This is a genomic window from Anaerovibrio lipolyticus, from assembly GCF_021531495.1.
Taxonomy (GTDB): Bacteria; Bacillota; Negativicutes; order Selenomonadales; family Selenomonadaceae; genus Anaerovibrio.
On sequence record NZ_JADYTY010000006.1, the window covers coordinates 1 to 21,695 of the forward strand.

The 21,695-nt window shown below is 44.1% G+C and carries 19 protein-coding genes; 15 read left to right on the forward strand and 4 right to left on the reverse strand.

Annotated features, from left to right (window positions below):
- Nucleotides 1-96: 96 nt before the first annotated feature.
- The 7 genes from I6E26_RS03690 (at nt 97) to I6E26_RS03720 (ending at nt 8,718) form a co-directional block, all read left to right on the forward strand.
- Nucleotides 97-366, forward strand: a complete 270-nt coding sequence (locus I6E26_RS03690; RefSeq protein WP_235320488.1) for a hypothetical protein — start codon at nt 97-99, stop codon at nt 364-366.
- Nucleotides 367-556: 190 nt separating this feature from the next.
- A complete protein-coding gene (locus I6E26_RS03695; protein WP_235320489.1) occupies nt 557-868 on the forward strand; it encodes a hypothetical protein in 312 nt (103 codons plus the stop codon).
- Between the two features lie 16 nt (nt 869-884).
- Complete coding sequence (locus tag I6E26_RS03700; RefSeq protein ID WP_235320490.1) at nt 885-1,871, forward strand: Gfo/Idh/MocA family protein; 987 nt, start codon at nt 885-887, stop codon at nt 1,869-1,871.
- 79 nt (nt 1,872-1,950) lie between these two features.
- Nucleotides 1,951-2,742, forward strand: a complete 792-nt coding sequence (thiD, locus tag I6E26_RS03705) for a bifunctional hydroxymethylpyrimidine kinase/phosphomethylpyrimidine kinase (protein ID WP_235320491.1) — start codon at nt 1,951-1,953, stop codon at nt 2,740-2,742.
- 174 nt (nt 2,743-2,916) lie between these two features.
- Nucleotides 2,917-5,394 carry a leucine--tRNA ligase gene (leuS, locus tag I6E26_RS03710; RefSeq protein ID WP_235320492.1) on the forward strand — a complete coding sequence of 826 codons (2,478 nt, stop codon included), beginning with the start codon at nt 2,917-2,919 and terminating at the stop codon, nt 5,392-5,394.
- Nucleotides 5,395-5,663: 269 nt separating this feature from the next.
- Nucleotides 5,664-6,890, forward strand: coding sequence for a serine/threonine transporter SstT (gene sstT, locus I6E26_RS03715; RefSeq protein WP_235320493.1), 1,227 nt, complete (start codon nt 5,664-5,666; stop codon nt 6,888-6,890).
- A gap of 400 nt (nt 6,891-7,290) precedes the next feature.
- Nucleotides 7,291-8,718, forward strand: coding sequence for an alanine/glycine:cation symporter family protein (locus I6E26_RS03720; protein ID WP_235320494.1), 1,428 nt, complete (start codon nt 7,291-7,293; stop codon nt 8,716-8,718).
- Nucleotides 8,719-8,822: 104 nt separating this feature from the next.
- Here I6E26_RS03720 and I6E26_RS03725 read toward each other — a convergent pair whose 3' ends face one another.
- Nucleotides 8,823-9,725, reverse strand: coding sequence for an AraC family transcriptional regulator (locus I6E26_RS03725; protein ID WP_235320495.1), 903 nt, complete (start codon nt 9,723-9,725; stop codon nt 8,823-8,825).
- A 115-nt stretch (nt 9,726-9,840) separates the two neighbouring features.
- Here I6E26_RS03725 and I6E26_RS03730 point away from each other — a divergent pair, with 115 nt between their 5' ends.
- Both I6E26_RS03730 and I6E26_RS03735 read left to right on the forward strand, forming a co-directional pair.
- Nucleotides 9,841-10,014 carry a hypothetical protein gene (locus tag I6E26_RS03730; RefSeq protein WP_235320496.1) on the forward strand — a complete coding sequence of 58 codons (174 nt, stop codon included), beginning with the start codon at nt 9,841-9,843 and terminating at the stop codon, nt 10,012-10,014.
- Nucleotides 10,015-10,047: 33 nt separating this feature from the next.
- Complete coding sequence (locus I6E26_RS03735) at nt 10,048-10,221, forward strand: hypothetical protein (RefSeq protein WP_235320497.1); 174 nt, start codon at nt 10,048-10,050, stop codon at nt 10,219-10,221.
- Between the two features lie 221 nt (nt 10,222-10,442).
- Here I6E26_RS03735 and I6E26_RS03740 read toward each other — a convergent pair whose 3' ends face one another.
- The 3 genes from I6E26_RS03740 to I6E26_RS03750 form a co-directional block, all read right to left on the reverse strand.
- A complete protein-coding gene (locus I6E26_RS03740) occupies nt 10,443-11,732 on the reverse strand; it encodes an SLC13 family permease (RefSeq protein WP_235320562.1) in 1,290 nt (429 codons plus the stop codon).
- Between the two features lie 37 nt (nt 11,733-11,769).
- A complete protein-coding gene (locus tag I6E26_RS03745) occupies nt 11,770-13,401 on the reverse strand; it encodes an L-lactate permease (RefSeq protein WP_235320498.1) in 1,632 nt (543 codons plus the stop codon).
- Nucleotides 13,402-13,506: 105 nt separating this feature from the next.
- Complete coding sequence (locus tag I6E26_RS03750) at nt 13,507-14,232, reverse strand: FadR/GntR family transcriptional regulator (RefSeq protein ID WP_235320499.1); 726 nt, start codon at nt 14,230-14,232, stop codon at nt 13,507-13,509.
- Nucleotides 14,233-14,733: 501 nt separating this feature from the next.
- Here I6E26_RS03750 and I6E26_RS03755 point away from each other — a divergent pair.
- The 6 genes from I6E26_RS03755 to I6E26_RS03780 all read left to right on the forward strand — a co-directional run bounded on the left by I6E26_RS03755 (nt 14,734) and on the right by I6E26_RS03780 (nt 21,689).
- The gene (locus I6E26_RS03755; protein WP_235320500.1) at nt 14,734-15,348 is read left to right on the forward strand and encodes a LutC/YkgG family protein; all 615 of its coding nucleotides are present in this window, start codon (nt 14,734-14,736) and stop codon (nt 15,346-15,348) included.
- 2 nt (nt 15,349-15,350) lie between these two features.
- Nucleotides 15,351-17,519: an L-lactate dehydrogenase (quinone) large subunit LdhH gene (gene ldhH / locus I6E26_RS03760; protein WP_235320501.1), complete on the forward strand. Its 2,169-nt coding sequence runs from the start codon at nt 15,351-15,353 to the stop codon at nt 17,517-17,519.
- A 152-nt stretch (nt 17,520-17,671) separates the two neighbouring features.
- On the forward strand, nt 17,672-18,463 hold the full coding sequence (locus I6E26_RS03765) for an electron transfer flavoprotein subunit beta/FixA family protein (RefSeq protein ID WP_235320502.1): 792 nt from the start codon (nt 17,672-17,674) through the stop codon (nt 18,461-18,463).
- Between the two features lie 55 nt (nt 18,464-18,518).
- On the forward strand, nt 18,519-19,715 hold the full coding sequence (locus I6E26_RS03770) for an electron transfer flavoprotein subunit alpha/FixB family protein (RefSeq protein WP_235320503.1): 1,197 nt from the start codon (nt 18,519-18,521) through the stop codon (nt 19,713-19,715).
- Nucleotides 19,712-21,115 (forward strand): FAD-binding oxidoreductase, encoded by a 1,404-nt coding sequence (locus I6E26_RS03775; protein ID WP_235320504.1) that lies wholly within the window; start codon nt 19,712-19,714, stop codon nt 21,113-21,115. Before I6E26_RS03770 ends, I6E26_RS03775 begins: the two co-directional genes overlap by 4 nt.
- 337 nt (nt 21,116-21,452) lie before the next feature.
- Entirely contained in the window at nt 21,453-21,689 is a 237-nt protein-coding gene (locus I6E26_RS03780) for a hypothetical protein (protein ID WP_235320505.1), read from the forward strand.
- Nucleotides 21,690-21,695 lie beyond the last annotated feature (6 nt).

Below are 21,695 nucleotides of genomic sequence, written 5' to 3' on the forward strand. Positions count from 1 at the left end.
ACGTATGGCGAAACTCATGAAGCACTATGATGTAATCTACTAAACTTTTTTACACAAAGTTCTTGACACACCCAAATGGTAAAGTAATATTACAGAATGAAAATAGATGATAAAGATAAATTAAGATTTAGAGCAATAAAAGGAATACAGAGGAGCGAAATTGACAAAAGTGTTGATGAGATTTATGACAGGGATGATTTAGTATTTCGTTTGTATGAAAGGTCAGAGTTTAAGTGTATTTGTTATAAAATATTTGATGGGAGTATTAAGTTAAGTGATTTGAAGAAAATGATTTGTGAAAAATATATTGAATTAGTATTGAAATTAATAGATGATAAAATGCAAATAGTGGGTACTCAATCGTAAAAGTTCTTTGTTGTAGATATTTTTTTGTGTATAATATAAATAGACATTGTTGTTTGTGCTGGGGGTGGGGGTATGAAAAGCAGAGTTATGAGGATTTTTCTGGTGGTCTTTATGGTAATGGCTTGTGGTGGCTTCTGGTGGCTTCTGGGGATTTTCTCAGGCATAGGCCAAGGATGTTTGGGTTTATACAGTGCCGGATTCGGAATTTGGTGCAGGCTATGAGGTTTATGTGGATGATGAAAGCATCAGCGGTGCTATTCAGCGAAGTGATGAAGGCCATGTTCAGGGCATTAGCAAGCAGGTACGGAATGGCAAGGTGCTAAAGACCATAAAATGGGATTTCATCCGCATTCAGAATGAATTTTGGCGGTATCATAATACCGCTATGGACGATGAGCATTTGACTGTAGTTATGCCAGAAAGTGAAAGCTATTATGTTTTGGAATTTTGTGGAAAGAAAATAGGTTTTCCTCTAGTTATAGAAGATTTGTGGGTATATTAAATTTTGGAGGTAGTTTATGTCAGAAAAGCATTTGAACTGGGCGGTATTAGGAACTGGTGTAATTGCCAATCAGATGGCGGCGGCTCTGGAGAAAATGGGGCGGCGGCTTTATGCAGTAGGTAATCGTACCCATGATAAGGCAGTAGCCTTTGCAGAGAAATACGGCGTAGAGAAGGTCTATGACACCATTGATGATATGTTTCTGGATGAAGCTGTGGACATTATCTACATAACTACCCCGCACAATACCCATTATGAATTTATGAAGAAGGCTTTGGAGCATGGCAAGCATATCTTCGTGGAAAAATCTATTACTCTGAACAGCCGTGAGCTGAATGAAATGCAGGCTCTGGCGGAGTCCAAGGGGCTGATTATTGGTGAGGCCATGACCATTTGGCATATGCCTATTTACAAGAAGCTGTGGGAGATTGTGCAAAGCGGCCAGTTAGGCAAGGTGCAGATGATTACCATGAATTTTGGTAGCTTCAAGGAATACAATATGGAGAATAGATTTTTCAATATGCATCTGGCAGGAGGAGCTATGCTGGATATTGGTGTCTATGCTTTGTCCATTGTCCGCAGCTTTATGGATGAAAAGCCAGAGGATATTGTGAGCCAGTGGCAGGCTTCCCCAACTGGATCTGACGAAATGGCTACTATTCTGCTGAAAAACGGTTTGGGACAGATGGCTACAGTGGCTCTGTCCATGCATTCCAAACAGCCAAAGCGGGCTATGATTAGCTGTGAAAAGGCCTATATTGAGATTATGGAATATCCTCGTGCTGATAAGGCGGTGATTGTAGATGCAGAAACCGGTGTCAGAACTGAGATTGAGGCAGGCAGTACTGCTGAGGCGCTGGGCTACGAGCTGCAGGATATGGAGCAGGCAGTAGTGACCGGGGATGTGTCTGGTTTGAAGCTGTCCTATTCTGCTGATGTAATGGAGATTATGACCAGATTACGGAAGGCCTGGAATATGAAATATCCTGGGGAACAATGGTAAGTTAGAATAGCTGTGCATCTCTCCCTTTTGTTGTATAATAAGAGGGAGAGATTTTTTGTGTAAAGGAATGGTTTGTATTATGAAAGCAGTTTTGACTATAGCAGGCAGTGATTGCAGCGGTGGGGCCGGGATTCAGGCAGATTTAAAGACCATGCTGGCCAATGGGGTATATGGCATGAGTGCCATTACTGCCCTGACGGCTCAGAATACTACTGGCGTATCGGCTATTATGAATGTTACCCCGGAGTTTCTAGGTCAGCAGCTGGATAGTATTTTTACAGATATTTTCCCCGATGCAGTGAAAATAGGCATGGTTTCTGATAAGGAGCTAATCAGAATGATAGCAGTAAAGCTTCGTCAGTATCAGCCAAAAAATATTGTTATTGATCCGGTTATGGTGGCCACCAGCGGAGCAAGATTGATTGCAGAGGATGCTGTGGCGGTGTTGAAGCAGGAGCTGTTTCCTTTGGCCGATGTGCTGACGCCAAATATTCCAGAGGCAGAGGTACTGCTGGGAAGCAGTATTGAGACAGCAGAGGATATGGAAAAGGCGGCAGAGGAAATCAGCCGTCAGTATGCTTGTGCTGTGCTTTGCAAGGGGGGACATAGCATTAACGATGCCAATGATCTTTTGTATAGTAGTAATCAGGCTACATGGTTTGCTGGTAAGAGAATTGCCAATCCCAATACCCACGGCACAGGCTGTACCCTGTCCTCAGCAATAGCTTCTAACCTGGCCAAGGGCCATACTATGGCAGAAGCAGTGAAGCTGGCTAAGGAGTATATATCTGGTGCCTTGGGGGCTATGCTGGATTTGGGCAAGGGCAGCGGCCCTATGGATCATGGTTATATGATATCCTGTGGCAAGTGATGCAGCGGTTCTTAAATTGAATTTCCAGATTTGCCAATGATGTGGCTCTATTAATGTACTTTGTGTTGACTATTGGCTTGGAAATATAATATAATAACATTTGGTTGATTATACGAATTTGCGCCCTGGTTGGAATACTCAGCCAGGGCAATTGATATTTTAGGAGGCTGTGTTGTGGAGAAGTATTCACCCCAGAGTATAGAAAAGAAATGGCAGTCCAAATGGCTGGCTGAGAATGTTTATAAGACCGAGATGGATCCAAAGAAGCCAAAGTATTATACTTTGGAAATGTTCCCATATCCATCTGGCAATCTACATATGGGCCATGTGCGGAATTATTCCATTGGCGATGTTTTGGCTCGCTACAAGACTATGGAGGGCTTTAATGTCATTCATCCAATGGGCTTTGATGCCTTTGGTATGCCAGCAGAGAATGCTGCTATTAAGCATGGTGTAAAGCCATCTGACTGGACCTATTCCAATATGGATAATATGAAGCGTCAGCAGCGTGAAATGGGCCTGTCCTATGACTGGGATCGCTCTGTAGCTACCTGCAGCCCTGATTATTATCGTTGGACTCAGTGGCTCTTCCAGTTGTTCTACAAGCGTGGCCTGGCTTACAAGAAAAAGGCCTATGTAAACTGGTGTGAAACCTGTGGCACAGTATTGGCCAATGAGCAGGTTATTGAGGGCAAGTGCTGGCGCTGTGATTCTCAGGTTATCAAGAAGGATTTGTCCCAGTGGTTCCTGAAGATTACTGATTATGCTGATGTACTGTTGAAGGATTTGGATCTCTTGAAGGGCTGGCCTGATAGAGTAAAGACCATGCAGGAAAACTGGATTGGCCGCAGTGAGGGCTTGGAGTTCAATCTGGAGGTTCCAGAGCTGGGAGAGAAGATTGCTGCTTATACCACTCGTACTGATACTGTATATGGTATTACCTTCCTGGCCCTGGCAGCTGAGCATCCTTTGATTGAAAAGATTTGTGAGAACAATCCAAAGGCTCAGGAGATTAAGGATTTCTGTCAGAAGGCTCAGAATCAGTCTGAGCTGGAGCGTACCTCCTCTGAGTCCGAAAAGGAAGGTATCTTTACTGGCCTTTATGCGGTAAACCCATTTAACGGCAACAAGGTAGAAATCTGGGTTACTAATTACGTACTGGCTGAGTACGGTACTGGTGCGGTTATTGGTGTTCCTTCTGAGGATCAGCGTGACTGGATGTTTGCTGAGAAGTACAAGCTGAATGTTATTATTACTCTCCAGCCAAAGGACAAGGAGCTGAAGCTGGAGGAAATGACTGAGGCTTATGTGGACAAGGCTGGTGTGCTGGTAAATTCTGCTGAGTTCTCTGGCATGGACATTAAGGCTGCTATGAAGGGCATTATGGACAAGGCTGAGGCGGAGGGCTTTGGTAAGCGCCGTGTCAACTATCGTCTCCGTGACTGGTTGATTTCCCGTCAGCGTTATTGGGGTGCCCCAATTCCGGTTATTTACTGTGATGACTGTGGTGAACAGCTTGTACCAGAGGATCAGCTGCCTGTAATGCTGCCAGAGGATGTAAAGTTCGAGCAGGGTTCTGTATCTCCATTGGCTCAGAGTGAGTCCTTTGTAAACTGCACCTGTCCAAAGTGTGGCAAGCCTGCCCGTCGAGAGACTGATACTATGGATACCTTTATTTGCTCCTCTTGGTATTATCTCCGCTATACAGATCCACACAATGACAAGATGCCATTTGCCAAGGACAAGGTAAATTACTGGGCGCCTGTAGACCAGTATATTGGCGGTATTGAGCATGCCATTCTTCATTTACTCTATTCCCGCTTCTTTACCAAGGTGCTGCGGGATGCCGGTATGGTGGATTTTGCAGAGCCATTTACCAATCTTTTGACTCAGGGCATGGTATTGAAGGACGGGGGCAAGATGTCCAAGTCCAAGGGCAATGTAGTTTCCCCAGAGGAGATTATCGGTCAGTATGGTGCTGATACGGCTCGTCTCTTCATTCTTTTTGCTGCTCCTGTAGACCGTGATCTGGATTGGAGCGATGATGGTGTTGCTGGTGCTTATCGTTTCCTGAGACGTGTATGGCGTATTATGGAAATCTTCGAGGATAAGATTAAATCCTCCAGTGATGAATATGATATTACTGCTCTTACTGCTGAGGAAAAGGAGCTGCGCCGGATTCTTCACACCACTATCAAGAAGGTAACTGAGGATATTCGTGACCGTTTCATGTTCAACACCGCTATCAGCTCTATTATGGAGCTGGTAAATGCTTTCTATGGCTTCCAGGATAGCAAGACCATTAATGGCGGCTTGGTAAGAGAGGTTAGCTTGAATCTCCTGAAGATGCTGGCGCCATTTGCCCCTCATATTACTGAGGAGCTGTGGAGCATTCTTGTAGCTCAGGGCAGTATTCATCAGCAGCAGTGGCCTCAGTATGAGGAAGCAGCTACTGTTCAGGCTGAAGTAGAGATTGTATTGCAGATTAATGGCAAGGTTCGGGATCGCATTATGATTGCCACCGGTATCAGCCGTGAGGAAATGGAAACTGCGGCCAAGGCTAATGTCAGAGTGCAGGAGCTGACTGAGGGCAAAACCATTGTAAAGATGATTTGCGTACCAGACAAGCTGGTTAATGTGGTTGTAAAATAATCAATCCATATAGTTAAGTCTAATTAACATGATGACAGTATTAGACAGGCTTAGATGTCTGTGATAATCTGTCATCATGTTTTTCTTTTCGCAAAATAATTGGGGATTATGATAATACCACAGCTTTATGGACAAAAATGAGAATTGTACACTGTACAAGGAAATATTACTCTTTGTCTACTGATGGTAGAAAAGTCTTGAATTATGTTCATAGACAGGGTATAATTGTGCATTGTTAATTAAATTTTCTATTAAAGGAGTTATTTGTTATGATGAGTAATGCTTTAGCCAAATGGCAGGGCATCAGCCTGATTCTCCGAATTATTATCGGTATGATTATAGGTATTGCCTTTGCTCTTTCCGTGCCTGGCAATACGGTTTTACCTATCTTTGGTAAGGTATTTGTAGGCTTATTGAAGGGTATTGCCCCAATATTGGTATTTGTTCTGGTTATTAGTGCCTTGGCCAATGCTTCCGGTAATATTGGCGGCCGCTTCAAAAATGTAATTTTTATTTATATTTTTGGCACTTTTTTTGCTTCTGTTACAGCAGTAATGGCCTGCCAGCTGTTTCCTGTTACTATGAAGCTGACTGATGCGGCTACAGATGCAGCTCCAGATGGTATTGGACAGATTCTTACCACCATTATTACTAATGTAGTAGCCAACCCTGTAAATGCTTTGATGAACGGTAATTATCTCAGTATTCTCTGCTGGGCCATTATCTTTGGCCTTGGCTTCAAGAAGCTGGCTTCCAAGGGAACCTGTGATATGGTAGCAGATTTGGCTGCTGTTGTATCCAAGGCTGTTTTCTGGATTATCCAGTTGGCACCTTTTGGTATTATGGGCTTGGTTTTCTCTGCTGTATCTGAGAACGGTCTGGAGATTTTCGTAGATTACGGTCATCTTTTGGTAGTTCTGGTTGGCTGTATGTTTGCTATGGCCTTAATTGTAAATCCATTGATTACCTTCCTCTTCCTGCATCGCAATCCATATCCATTGGTGTGGAAATGTCTGAAAATCAGTGGTGTTACTGCTTTCTTTACTAGAAGCTCCGCAGCCAATATTCCAGTTAATATGGAGTTGTGTAAGGATATGGGCTTGGATGAGGATTTCTATTCTGTGTCCATTCCTTTGGGAGCCACCATTAACATGGAGGGTGCTGCTATTACCATTACGGTTATGGCCATGTCTGTAGCTTATACTTTGGGCATTGCGGTAGATATTCCTACGGCAATTCTCCTGTCTGTACTGTCTGCCGTAGGTGCTTGCGGTGCCTCTGGTGTGGCTGGCGGATCCCTGCTGTTGATTCCTATGGCTTGCTCCCTTTTTGGCATTAGCAATGATATTGCCATGCAGGCTGTTGGTGTAGGCTTTATTATCGGCGTGATACAGGATTCCTGTGAAACTGGTCTGAATTCCTCTAGTGATGCTCTCTTTACGGCTATTGCTGAATTCTATGACCGCCGTAAGCAGGGCAAGGATTTTAGCTTCTAAAAATTCTTAGCATAAACTGTTGATTTGCTTAAAAATTACAACATCTGATTTTGTTCAGGGGTTGTTTTTTATGCGGGATTATAGCTTTTATTATTAATGATTACCTTGGGAAAAGAAGGAAAGGGCGGTGAGGAAACTAAATAAAACATTGTATACAATAGTCAAACAAAATGTTTTTTGTATTCATAAGCTTTTTTGTTGACAGCCATAAGCCATTTATGATATAAAATATACATCAAAAGGAAATACATTCCGAAACTAAATATTCTGGGACATGGTGGTCTCCGTCGCATAAGGCGGCGGAGGTTTTTTTTAGTCAGAATTCGGATTTTGAAATAATATTCTTCAATTTATTCTTACGGAATGTATAAATTATTAGGAAATGTAGGAGGTATGATTTATGGATTTTGCAAAACTTATGGCAGAAGTAAATGATTTTGTCTGGGGACCGATTATGCTTGCCTTTTTGGTGGGTACAGGAATTTTTCTTACCATTCGGTTAAAGTTCCTGCCTTGGAGGAATCTACCTTATGCAATCAAGATGATTCTTAGCAAGAAGTCAGATGCTCAGGGGGATATCAGTCCTTTCCAGTCTCTGATGACTGCTTTATCCGCTACTGTTGGTACTGGTAATATCGTAGGTGTTTCCACTGCTATGGTATTAGGTGGTCCTGGTGCCTTGGTGTGGATGTGGATTTCCGCCGCCTTTGGTCTTTCTACCAAGTATGGCGAGTCTGTACTGGCTGTTAAGTATCGCAAGACCAATAGTGTTGGTGAGATGGCTGGCGGCCCAATGTACGCTATGAAATATGGCTTTGGTAACAAGGTTATTGGCCGAGGCTTGGCTGCACTGTTTGCTTTCTTTGCCGTATGTGCTTCCTTCGGTATTGGCAATATGACTCAGGCCAATTCCATTTCCTCTTCCTTTAATGCAGCTTTGGGACTGGATACCACTGTTATCGGCGTGATTCTTACTCTATGCTGCTTGGCTGTACTGGTTAGAGGTATTCGCAGTATTGGTGCTGTATCCAGCGTAGTCGTACCAGCTATGGCTGCTTTCTATTTCGTAGTTTCCGTGATTGTTATTGTTGCCAATGCGGCTGCCCTGCCAGCTGGTATTGCTGAGATTTTCCGCATGGCCTTTGCACCAGAGGCAGTAGCCGGTGGTGTTGGTGGTTCCATTATTGCTTCCATGCTGAGTGCTATGCGTTGGGGTGTAGCTCGTGGTGTATTCTCCAATGAGGCAGGCCTTGGCTCTGCTCCTATTGCAGCCGCTGCTGCCAAGACTGACCATGCTTCCCGTCAGGGCTATGTAAATATGACTGGTACCTTCTTTGATACTATGATTATCTGTGCTTTGACTGGTTTGGTAATTGCTTCTTCTGGTATGCTGGGTACTATTGATCCTGCTACTGGCAAGGCAGTTTCCGGTGCTAATTTGACGATTTTGGCTTTTTCCACTGTTTTTGGTGAGGCTGCCAAGTATATCGTATCCATTGCTTTGGCCCTCTTTGCCTTTTCCACTATTCTTGGTTGGGAATATTACGGCGAAAAGGCTCTGGAATATCTAGTTAGCAAGCGTTCCGTGCTGATGGGCTATCGTGTTCTGTTCAGCCTGATTGCCTTTGTAGGCGCAACTCAGACTCTGGATTTTGTATGGAACTTCTCTGATACTATGAATGGTCTGATGGCAATTCCAAATCTTCTGTGCTTGCTGGTACTGAACAAGGATATTGCTCATGAGTGCTTTGAGTATCAGGAGCTGGTAGTAGAGAAGGAAAAGAAGGGTGAGGAGGTAAATCTCAGCCATCTTAGTCCTACAATTTAATTATTATTAAGCTCAAAAAGGGGTACAGTTGGCAGGTTGAAATAGGACCTGACCTTCTGTGCCCATTATTTTTTACCATATTGTAATAAAAGAGGATATCAGGACTACTCCGTATTGCGTTGGCGGAATACTCTAGGAGTACAGCCACAATACTTTTTAAAGGATTTGATAAAATGGCTGGGATTCATAAAGCCACAGTTCATACCTACATCCAGAATGGAATCAGTAGAGCTGATAAGCATTTCTTCTGCCACTTGCAGTCGGTAGCTATGGAGGTATTCCATAGGGGACATATCAAGGATAGTCTTAAAGCAACGCTGAGCCTCTCGACCGCTAATGCCGGCACTATCTGCAATCTGCTGCAGATTGACTTCCTCGTTGAAATGCCAGTGAAGAAAATCCAGCATAGTCTGCATTCTTTCCATGCGGAGAGGCTTTTTGGCAGTTTTGTAGGCCAAGGGCTTATATTCCAATAGGAGCTGCAACAGAGCTTTGCCAATATTATAGCGGATATCGTATTCATAGCCTGGCTGGGCAGTCTCAGCGGCTTGAAAGACAAGTTTTATTTTCTGCAGGATTTGTTTATCTACCTGCCGCTTTTCATCGAGAAATTGGCAGGGAAGGGTCTGGTCGTTGATTAAGGGAGCAATGTATTTTTGATGGTAGATGGTGCCAATACCGCCACTGATTAGCTCTGGATTGAAAATAATATAGCATACATGACACAGTTCATGTCCTTGAGCCTGATACCTGTGAAGGGCCTTGGTATTGACAAAAAAACCGTCTCCTGCTTCTAATAGATAGCTTTGGCCGTTGCAGTATGCCTTGACCTGACCGGAGACTACGCATATCAGCTCTACATCCTTGTGCCAATGCCAATGGCAGCCATCAATGCCGCCCTTTTTCCAATCGCTAATATAAGTACTGCAGGGAAAAAGGGGAATTTCATGGCGTTGTTCTTTTTCTTTGTCGCTGGCAATCCGCATGGTGGTCATTTGGCGAATCATGGTTTTACCTCCCTTGGAAAATAGCCAAATAATATGGTGAAATTTTGTTATGATTAGAGACTTGTTTTGTTAGAATTATCTTGTTGTCGCTTGCTGTATACAATGCGTAAAATTCATGGAAGAAAATAGAAAAATTGGCGTTTTTAGAATGTTTTCTGGCGTAAGGTTATTAGAAAATATATCTCAAGGTTATTATAATATAACCATAGACAGAAATAAAAAGCAAATAACACTCAAGACATTTTGTAGAGGTTTAGGATTGATTTTCGGACTGCAGGATGCTGGGTGAGAAATAGCTAGAGACTGAAAGGTGGTCACTATAATGAAAGCAATGTATAGACCTGTTGCAACTAATGGTATGGTAGAGGATGGATTCTTCATTGATTCTTTGCCAAAGCTTGATGCAAGCGGCACTGATTCTTTTAAGGCTATGGAAATGCGTGTTGCAGGCCTGGTTGGCATGCTGGCTATGGGCGCATTGATTATCGCTATGTAATTTTGATTCCTAACATTTTCCACAGGAGATGTTCTCTGTAGATACCACAGAGGCGGCTGTCCGTATGGACGGCCGTTTTTTTTGTGCTTTTTTGTGGCAAATAATGAGGTGTCCGATGCAGCCAATCTCTATAGAATAAGGCGGGATATTGTGCTAATAAAAAGGGCGGCTATAGCGGCCAAACCGCTATAACCGCCAGAATGTTGGGTGTCAATTACATATTACATTAGATATCTCAGATATACATAACCGGTGGAAATGATAATTGAGAGAATCATGCAAGGGAAGGCCACCTTCATAAAGCCCAGGAAGGAAATCTGCTGTCCATGCTGAGCTGCCAGAGAAGCCACTACTACGTTGGCGCTGGCACCAATCAGGGTGCCGTTGCCACCCAGACAAGCGCCTAGAGCCAAAGACCACCACAGTGGGTCCAGATTGGTAATACCCATAGCGCCCATATCCTTAATCAAAGGAATCATGGTAGCTACAAATGGGATATTGTCTACAAAGGCAGAGGCAATAGCGCTCATCCAGAGAATCAGAATGGCGGTGGACTCTACAGAGCCTTGGGTAATGGCCATAGCTTCAGCAGCCAGCATCTTGATAACACCAGTTTCTACCAGAGCACCAACCAGAATGAACAGGCCCGCAAAAAAGAAGATGGCCAGCCACTCGATTTTGCTCAGAACTTTGGCAATCTTTTCCTCATCTCTAGTGAAGGTCAGCAGTAACAAAAGGCCTGCGCCAAACATGGCTGCTGTAGCAGATTCCAGTCCAAGAGCACCGTGAGCCACAAACAAGGCCATGGTGAGAGCCAGAACGAAGAGGCAGCGCTTCAGCAGGGCAGGATCGCTAATCTGCTTGGCAGGCTTGAGGCTCATAACCTTGGCCTGAAGCTCAGGGGTGGTGTGAAGTCCCTTGCCGTAAAGAAATTCCAGAATAAAAGTGGTTACGATGAAGATAATAGCAGCTGGAGCAGCAAGATTCAGGATGAAGTCCATAAAGCTAAGACCAACAGCGGAGCCAATCATAATATTTGGAGGGTCTCCTACTAGAGTGGCGGTACCACCAATGTTGGAGGCCAAAATCTGTGCCATCAGGAAGGGCTTTACATCTACCTTCAACTGGGAAGTGATACTAAAGGTTACAGGTACAGTCAAAAGCACTGTGGTTACATTGTCCAGCAGGGCAGAGCAGACTGCGGTCAGGGTAGCCAGAGCCAACAGCAGCTTCATAGGCTGTGCTTTTACCTTCTGGGCAGCCCAGATGGCCAAGAAATTGAACAGACCGGTTTCTGCAGTGATATTTACGATAATCATCATACCCATCAGCAGGCCAAGGGTATTGAAGTCGATGTGATGAATGGCAACCTCTTGAGAGAGAATGCCAAACATAATCATAAGCATGGCTCCGAATATACCTACGATAGTACGATGTACTTTTTCCGAGATAATCAATGCATAGGCAACTAAAAAGATAGTTACCGCAGTAGTGGTAGCGTCAAACAATATAATGCCTCCTTTTGTTGGATTGAAAAAAACAGGCCGGTTATACAATGCCCATACTCATGGCTACTACAATAACAATAATGCAGATAAAATAGAAGACCAGCCATGGCAGCACTGCGGCTCGCAGCAACTTGCCTTCTGCACCCATCATGCCGGTAGTAGCACAGGTTGCTACGATGTTGTTGATGCAGACCATGTTACCGATGGCACCGCCCTGGTTCTGCAGAGCTACAATAACCAGATGTGGCAGGTTCAAAATGGTAGCTGTCTCAAACTGCAATGGGGTAAACATAATGTTGGAAACGGTGTTGGAGCCAAACATGAAAGCGCCAATGGAGCCAATCAATGGAGCTACATACAGGTAATGAGCACCGGCCAAATCAGCCATGCCCTTGGCCATGGAAACCAGCATGGAATCAAAGCCGTTGATATTGGCATTGGAATAACGGAACAGGTAGACCATAGCGAAGCCGAAGAGCAGGGCAATGGTAGCGCCGAATACCTGATTGTAGGATTTGGAAACTACAGTCTTAATCTGGTCACTGTTTAGGCTGAACATAGCAAAGCCGATGATTACTACCAGAATGAATGGGAAGAGACCTGGGTTGTTCAACCATTTCAGAGTGAAATCAGCACCAGCAACACCCATGATATTGGTAATTTCAATCTTAGGTACGCTCATATAAGGCTTGATGCCTAGCTGAGGAATACGAGTTGCTACCAGCCACAGAGTAACCAGCAGGTATGGAGTCCAAGCTTTCAGCAGGGACATGGAGGGAGTGGTGGACTGGCCACCAGAGGATTTGGTCTTTACCTCAGAGCCAGGGAAACGCCATATGGTTTTTGGCATCAGGAAGCCAGATTTAGCAGCGCCGATGGTTACGAAGATGGTTACGGCAGCTGCAGCCAAGGAGGTCAGCTCAGCACCAACGAATTTGGCAAAGGCCAAGTAGAATACGGAGAATACAGCAGCGGTGAACAAGCAGAAAGGAATAACAGGGAATACATCAGAGAAAGACTTGTTCTTGCCGTACTGTTTGGTAACAATACCGATAACCAGCCAGATAATAACGAAGGCACCAACAGTCAAACCCAGAGCAGAAACAAAGGACAGATCCTGCTTCCACAGGTCAAGGTCAGTAACTCCGAGAGCTGGCAGAGTATCCTTTAGAACCTCAGCAGCAGCATTGGTAGGTGTACCGGCAGCACCGAAGGATACAGGAGTGGAGTCCAAAAGCAGACAGGCAATAGCTGCTGCCATTGGAGGTGCACCCAAGCCAATCAGCAGAGGAGCACAGATAGCTGGAGGAGTACCGAAGCCGGCAGCACCCTCGATAAATGCTGAAAAAGCAAAGCCTACGATGACGATCTGAATACGGGAATCTTCGGTGATTCCGTTGAACATGGCTTCAATACGGCGCATGGCACCAGCCTCATTCAGCATATTCATCAGAAGAATAGCACCGAAGATAATTAACAGAGTATCAATGGAACCAAGGAATCCGGTAATGGTATAGGCGGCAATATGGCCGATGTCCATACCCCAATAAGTGAGTCCAATAATGGCACAAACAGCCCAGGAAATAGGCAGAACCTTTTTGGCTGGAACGTTAAAGCCTACGGTGAGGATAATGGTGAGAATAATTGGAACGGCAGCTATTATAGCCAACATAAACATTCATCTCCTAACATTTCATTCACATTATAAACACATACACAGGATTGATATCTGACTCATTGCTGGTCAGATTTGTACAAAAATATCAAATCAATTGACCTAGGTTGTGGCCTCGTCCTCTACGGTAATATCATTTTCGGTACTTGATTTTTGCACCATGAAATCCTTTAGGAGGCTGAGATGCATGTACATATACATCTTGGCTAGATTGGAATCTCCATCAATAATGGCCTGAAGGATTTTTTCGTGATAATGCAGCGTATTGCTTTTCTTTTGCACATTCATGGTCAAGGCGATATTTTTGTATATAGAAGTAAATAGAATATGAGTCAGATTGCTTATGACGCGGTTGCCACTGGCCTCAGCAATCAAAGTGTGGAAGTCACCATCCTCCTCAGCGTAGGAATCCCCTTTTTCGATACACTGTCTGAGAGAATCGGTGAGTTCCTGCATCTTTTCCTTTTGCTCTGGCGTAGCGTGAATTGCGGCTAGAGCAGCAATGGAAGGCTCCAGCATCATGCGTACATCCAGCATATCAACTGCCAGCAGCTTGTCATCATAAATAAAAGTCAGTCCCAGAGGATCATCGGGTATCCCCATATTCTGGGCGATAAAGGTACCAGAGCCCTGACGAGCTTCTAATATATTACGGGCAATAAGCACCTTGAAGGCATCTCGCAGTGTGCCTCGGCTTACCTTTAATACTGTGGTAAATTCCGCCTCTGTAGGCAGCTGCTGTCCAGGTTGCATTTTATTTGTCGTAATATATTCAATGATTTTTTCTGTAGTCTGCTCGACTAATGTCTTACCTTTTACCAACGCCATAGTAACAACCCTCTTTCAATCACTGAACAAATGTATAATACCGTTTTTGACAAATTTGTCTAACAATATAGAATTTGTCAAAATCTTTAGCAGGCACTTCTATTGTACAAAACAATTTGAAATACTGCAAGAAAAAAATGAAAAAAATAAATTTATAAATTAAACAGGATAAATAATAGGAAAAAATACAATTTTGTTGAATTATTTATCTTTGTTATTGACAAAATTCGTCGTGTATGATTTAATAAATGTATAAAAATTCATTGCACAAATTATACAAATTGTCTTTAGCAGGGCTCAAATTTGTAGAAAATTTGATGAAACAATGTCAACGTAGATTGCAATATGGAAGAAGTACAGCTTTTACAGCTTTGCAGTTATTGTACTGAACCATGAATCACTAACAGTTTGGCAGGGGTTGACCTGCAACTGGTGTGTAGGCCCTTGAGCAAGGCTGTTAATGTAGGCAATTGGAATGTGTGAGTAAAAGGAGAGTTTTATATGGAAAAGGTATGCCGAGATTGGGCAAAGCAGGCCTTTGGGGAAGGTCTGGTAGATGCCAAGTATTGGGATGAATTTGCAACCAATGCCCAGACTGCCGCTGCAGAGGTTTATAAGGTAAAGGACTTTGCTGCTGGTGAAGCCAAGCTGAAGGAACTGCTGGCTCAGTATGCACCAAAGGAAATTATCGCAGTTGGAGGAGAGGAAAATCCTGCTCTTCATGATATTTATGAAAGAATCGGGAACGATGGTACTCAGATTTATACCGATAAGTTTGATATTTATGACCACAGAGATTCAGCAGATGTAGGTATCTCTACTGCGGAGTTCTGTGTGGCAGAGACAGGCAGCCTCTGTGTGGATAACTATTCCTACGAGGCCAGAGTTACCAGTATGCTTCCTTTTGTTAACATTGTTTTTGTTAATGCCAACTATATTGTTAAGGATGTAACTGTGGCTTGCCAGATTATCGGCAAGGTTTTCGACAAGGGATATCTTGGCTTTGTTACTGGTCCAAGCCGTACCGCAGATATTGAGCGTGTTCTCAGTCTGGGTGTACATGGTCCTAACAAGCTGTTGATTATTGCTGTAGAAAATGTTGAAGGAGGGAGATAATCATGGCAGAACGGAATCTGAAAAAGGAAATACAGGAAAAGCTTCAGGATGATATTATGCAGAGTGCTCTCTCCAAATTTGCAGAGCAGTATCCAGGCTCCCGTCTGAATGCCTATAAGGATCAGGATATTGAGGAGCTTCGTGAAAATCTCCGGCAGATGAAGCATGATGCTGTACAGCATATTGATGAATTAGCAGATGAATTTCAGGCAAGCTTGGAGAAGCGTGGTACCAAAGTTTTCCGTGCTAAGGACGGAGATGAGGTAAAGAAAATCCTCATTGATATTTGCAAGGAAAACAATGTAAAACGGGTAGTAAAATCTAAATCCATGGCTTCCGAAGAAATTCATATGAATGAATGCTTTACTGATAATGGTATCCGGGTAAAGGAAACAGACCTGGGTGAGTGGATGATTGCTCTGGCTGGTCAGCGTCCATCCCATATGGTTATGCCAGCTATTCATTTGAATCGCTATCAGTGTGCCAAGATGTTTGAGAAAGAAGTTGACCATGAAGTACCTGGCGAGGATATTCCTAATATGATTCAGCTGGCCAGAAAGACTCTTCGGCAGGAATTTCTCCAAGCTGATATGGGTGTAACCGGTGCTAATTTCGGTATTGCGGAAAATGGTGCTATCGGTTTGGTTACCAATGAGGGTAATGCTCGTCTGGTAACTACCTTGCCAAGAATCCATGTTGTATTGATTGGTTATGAAAAGCTGATTCCTAAGACTGAGGATGCAGCTAGCATCCTGCGGCTCCTGCCTAGAAATGGTACCTGCCAGCGCATGACCAGCTATATGACTATGGTAGACGGACCTACCAAGGTAATTTACAAGGATGAAAATGGCAGACATGTGGAAACTGACCGCAAGCAGTATGTAATCCTTTTGGATAATGGTCGTCTGGAGGCTGCTAAGGATCCTGTATTGCAGCAGGCTTTCCAGTGTGTACGCTGTGCTTCCTGCTTGAATGTTTGCCCAATCTGGACTCTGGTTGGCGGTCATGTTTATGGTCATATCTATTCCGGTGGTATTGGTGCTATTCTTACAGGCTTGTTCCACGGTGTAGAAACATTCCACGAATTTAGTGATTTGTGTATTGGCTGTCGTAAGTGTGCCAGCATTTGCCCAGGCAAGATTCCTATTCCAGATTTGATTGATGAGCTGAGAGCACGTTATGTTAAGAAATATGGTGCTCCAGGCATGGATAAGACCATGTTTAATATGGTGCTGAATGATCGTGGTATGTTCCACAAGCTGCTGTTGAAGGCTGGTTCCATCGGTTCTGCACCATTCAAGAAAGGCAAGTTTATTCGCCATCTGCCTCTCTTTATGGAGGAGCTGACCAAGGGCCGCAGCCTGCCAACCATTGCTGAGGAATCCTTCCGTGATAGAGTGGAGCGCCTGAGTAAGAAGAACCCATCCAAGCCAAAGAAGAGAGTGGCATATTTCAGTGGCTGTAATATGGACTTTGTTTTTGCTGATACCTCTGAGAACGTAGTAAAGGTATTGCAGAGTCTGGATATGGAGGTTGTTTACCCAATGGAGCAGGCCTGCTGTGGCAAGCCAATCCTGGGTATTGGTGATAGAGAAGCCGGCAAGGAAACGGCTAAGAAGAATATTGCTGCCTTTGAAAAGGTACAGCCAGATGTAATTATTTCTGCCTGCCCAACCTGTACTGAGACTCTCCATGAGACTTATATGAAGCTCTTTGAGAATGATCCAGAGTGGAAGGCAAGAGCTGCCGCATTCTGCAGCAAGGTTCGTGAGTTCTCCAGCTTTGTGGCTGAGGAGTACAAGAAAACCGGTCGTCTGGTACATGCCAAGGGTGGTGAAAAGGTTACCTTCCATGATTCCTGCCACATGAAACGGGGCTTGGGAATTTATGAGGAGCCAAGAGCCTTGATTGATGCTACTCCAGGTGTGGAGCTGGTAGAAATGCACAATTGCGACAAGTGCTGCGGTATGGCTGGTTCCTTTGGTATGAAGTATCAGGAGGTTTCCATTCCTATGCTGAATGAGAAGGTAAAGAATATTCAGGATACTGGTGCTACCACTGCTGTTGTGGCCTGCCCAGCCTGCATGATGCAGATTGGCGGCGGCTTGGATAAGGCAGAGACTGGTATTAACACCAAGCATATTGCTGATTTGTTAGCAGAAAAATTGTAATCAAAAAATTGCATTCAAATAGGCCATCAGCTGCAATATATGCTATAAATGATGTTATCATTTAACATGATTATACTGCATAAGGGGAATGCAGCTGATGGTGTTGGATAGAAGAAGTGTTAAAAGAGCGATGCTATTGGGGGAAAGTTAGTATGGAAATTTTGGTTTGTATCAAGCAGGTTCCAGGCTCCAATAAGGTTGAAGTAGATCCTGTTACTGGTGTACTGAAGCGTAATGGTGCTGACAGCAAGATGAATCCCTATGATTTATACGCACTGGAATGTGGTATGAAGCTAAAGGAGCAGTATGGAGGCCGGGTAAGTGTTATTACCATGGGACCACCACCAGCTGCTGTTGTTATTAAGGAAGCCTTTGCTATGGGAGCCGATGAGGGAGCGCTCCTGTCTGATAGAGCTTTTGGAGGTGCTGATGTACTGGCTACCAGCTATACCTTGGCACAGGGTATCAAGAAAATGGGCAAATTCGATGTGATTATCTGCGGTTTGCAGACCACAGACGGTGATACTGCCCAGGTTGGCCCAGAGGTTTCTGAGGCATTGGATATTCCTTGTGTATGTAATGTAGCCAAAATAGACAAAGTTGAAGATAATAATATTTTTGTTGATATGGAGATGGCCAATGAGTTTGAGCAGCTGAAGGTTCAGTTCCCATGCCTTATTACCGTCAAGAAGGATATCAACCAGCCTAGACTTCCATCCTATAAGCTGAAAAAGGCCACTGAGAAGAAGGAAATTGCTGTATATGGCTTAAAGGATATGGAGGATCAGGACAAGAAGCATTATGGACTTTCTGGTTCTGCAACTCAGGTTCAGAGGATTTTCCCACCAGTTTCTGATAAGGAACAGGAAACCTGGGAGGGCAGCGGTCAGGAGCTGACAGATAAGCTCTTTGACAAGCTGAAGCAGTTGAAATTTATTTCCTAAGCAGGTGTGATAGGAATTGTGTGTATTGAATAACCAGAAAAGGAGATAATGCGAAATGGGAAAACTGATAGTTCATCAGGACAAAGTAACTGATATTGCTGCTATGGTTGCCCTTTGCCCATTCAAGGCTTTGGAGGACAACAATGGCAAGTTGGAAATAAATGCTGGCTGTAAGCTGTGCAAGCTCTGTGTAAAGAAGGGCCAGCCTGGGGCCATGGAATTCGTTGAAGAAGAAGCAGGTCCACAGGTAGACAAGAGCCTTTGGAAAGGTATTACCGTCTATGTAGACCATGTAGAGGGTGATATTCATCCTGTAACCTTGGAGCTTTTGGGCAAGGCTAGAGAGCTGGCTGACAAGATTGGCCATCCTGTACAGGCTTTGTTCCTGGGCAGTGGCATTGGGGACAAGGCTCACGAGCTGCTGCACTATGGTGTAGATAAGGTTTATGTAGTAGATACCCCTGAGCTGATGGATTTCAAGATTGAAAGCTATACCGCAGCTTTTGAAGCTTATATTAACAAGGTAAAGCCATCTGCTATATTGGTAGGTGCTACCTCTGTGGGACGCCAGCTGGCACCAAGAATTGCAGCTCGCTTCAAGACTGGCCTTACTGCTGACTGCACCATTTTGGATATGCATGATAATACAGATTTGGTTCAGATTCGTCCTGCTTTTGGCGGTAATATTATGGCGGAAATTCTTACCACCAATACCCGTCCTCAGCTGGCTACTGTAAGATATAAGGTTATGAATGCTCCAGAACGTTCTGAGGAAGCCAAGGGAGAGGTTGTTCCTTTGGAGGTGCCTGCGGATAAGCTGAAGGCTCGTATGGAAGTGCTGGGCATTATCAAAAAGGAAAAGAAAAAGACCATTGAGAGCGCTGAGGTGCTGGTGGTAGCAGGCCGTGGCCTTAAGAAGCCAGAGGATATTGCTATGGTTCGTCAGCTGGCAGAGGCTCTAGGGGGCGATGTAGCCTGCACCAGACCGCTGGTAGAGACAGGCTGGATGGAAGCTGCTCATCAGATTGGTCTTTCCGGCCGCACTGTTCGTCCAAAGCTGATTATTACCTGTGGTGTATCCGGTGCTATTCAGTTTGTGGCTGGCATGAATAACTCGGAGCAGGTTGTGGCTATTAATTCGGATCCTGAGGCTCCTATCTTCAAGGTAGCAAATTATGCTCTGGTGGGAGATATTTATGAGATTATTCCACAGCTGATTGAGAAGATAAAGCAGGGAGGGGCATTGGCATGAGCGAGTACAAGAAACTGACAGAAGCAGATTTGGAAGAAATCGCAAAGATTGTTCCTAGAGAGCGTATTCTCTGGGCTGATGAAGTAAATGAGGAATACAGCCATGATGAGCTAAGTGCAATTCCATCCTATCCTGATTTGGTAGTACGGGCTACCTCAGCTGAGGAAATTTCCAAGGTGTTGAAATATGCTAACCAGGAGCATATTGCTGTAACTCCTCGTGGTGCGGGTACTGGCTTGGTTGGTGCCTCTGTAGCTGTGGAGCATGGTATTATGATGGATACCACTCTCATGAATCACTTTTTGGAGCTGGACGAGGAGAATTTGACTCTGACTCTGGAGCCGGGCGTATTGCTGATGGAGATTTATCAGTATGTAGAGCCTAAGGGGTTGTTCTATCCACCAGATCCAGGTGAGAAAACAGCCACTATTGGCGGTAATATCAGCACCAATGCCGGTGGTATGAGAGCTGTAAAATATGGTGTAACTCGTGACTTCGTTCGTGGTTTGGAGGTTGTTCTGGCTGACGGCACTATTTTGGAGCTGGGGGGCAAGGTTGTAAAGAACAGTTCCGGCTATGATTTGAAGGATTTGATTATTGGTTCTGAGGGCACCTTGGCCTTTATTACCAAGGCTATTTTGAAGCTGCTGCCTCTGCCTCAGAAGGCTGTCAGCCTGCTGGTGCCATTCCCTAGTCTGGCTCAGGCTATTGGTACTGTACCATTGATTGTTAAGTCCAAGGCTATTCCTACCGCTATTGAGTTCATGGAGCGGGAGGTTATCATGGATGCTGAGCAGTTCCTAGGCCAGAGTTTCCCTGATAATCAGGCAGATGCTTATTTGCTGTTGAAATTTGATGGTGATACAGCAGAGGATATTGCCAAGGCTTATGATGGTGTAGCCCAGATTTGTCTGGAGCAGGGTGCTTGTGATGTGCTGATTGCTGATACTGACGAGCGGGCAGATGCTATCTGGAAAACCAGAGGCTCCTTCCTGCAGGCTATCAACGGCTCCACTACCATGATGGATGAGGTAGATGTAGTTGTACCTCGCAATCGTGTAAATGAATTTGTAGAATTTGTTCATGCTTTGCAGGAGGAGATGCACATCCGCATTAAGAGCTTCGGCCATGCAGGTGATGGCAATCTCCATGTATATATCCTGCGGGATGATTTGGATGAAGATGAATGGCATAGAGTCCTGGAGGCTACCATGGAAAAGATGTATGCCAAGGCTCGTGCTATGGAAGGCCAGGTTTCTGGCGAGCATGGTATTGGCTTTGCCAAGAAGTCATATTTGAAGGAATCTCTGGATCCAGCTGCTGTAGCTGTTATGCAGGGCATCAAGAAGGCCTTTGATCCAAATAATATTCTCAATCCGCATAAGGTTTGCTTTGACTAACCCGTCAAAAGCATTTCCATAAAAAACTCTCTATAACCCTAACAATGAATTGCACTCTGGATTCTACCCCGTTTCCAGGGTGCTTTTCAATTGATGAAAAATGTGGAATATATATGGTGATTTTGGCAACAAAATGAAAACTTATTCATAGAACGGTAGAGCTTATCGAAACGGTTTTTAGAGAAGAAATGAGCAACTTTTGGAATAGTTTGTACACAATATACCAAAGTTTTCAGAAAAAATTCATGAAAAATTTACAGAAACTATTCAAAAAAGTATTTACAAAGAAACAATCATGGTATATAATATGCCCATGTTCCGCAAAGGAGGGATAGAAATGATTGAATCATTTGTAAATATTGAATCCGCCAGCCAGCTGGCAGGAAATGTTCCGTTTTTGAATTTTGTTGAAGCTGATGAGAGAGTAACTTCCTGCTCTGCGATTGAGGATGGCCGTGATTGTGCAATTACCGTAAGATGCAAGAATATGTCAGCCTTGGAGGAATTAACTAAAGAATTGAAGGATAAATGTGATATCCTTAACGTAAGTCACAATGTGATTGTAAGTCAATAAATATGA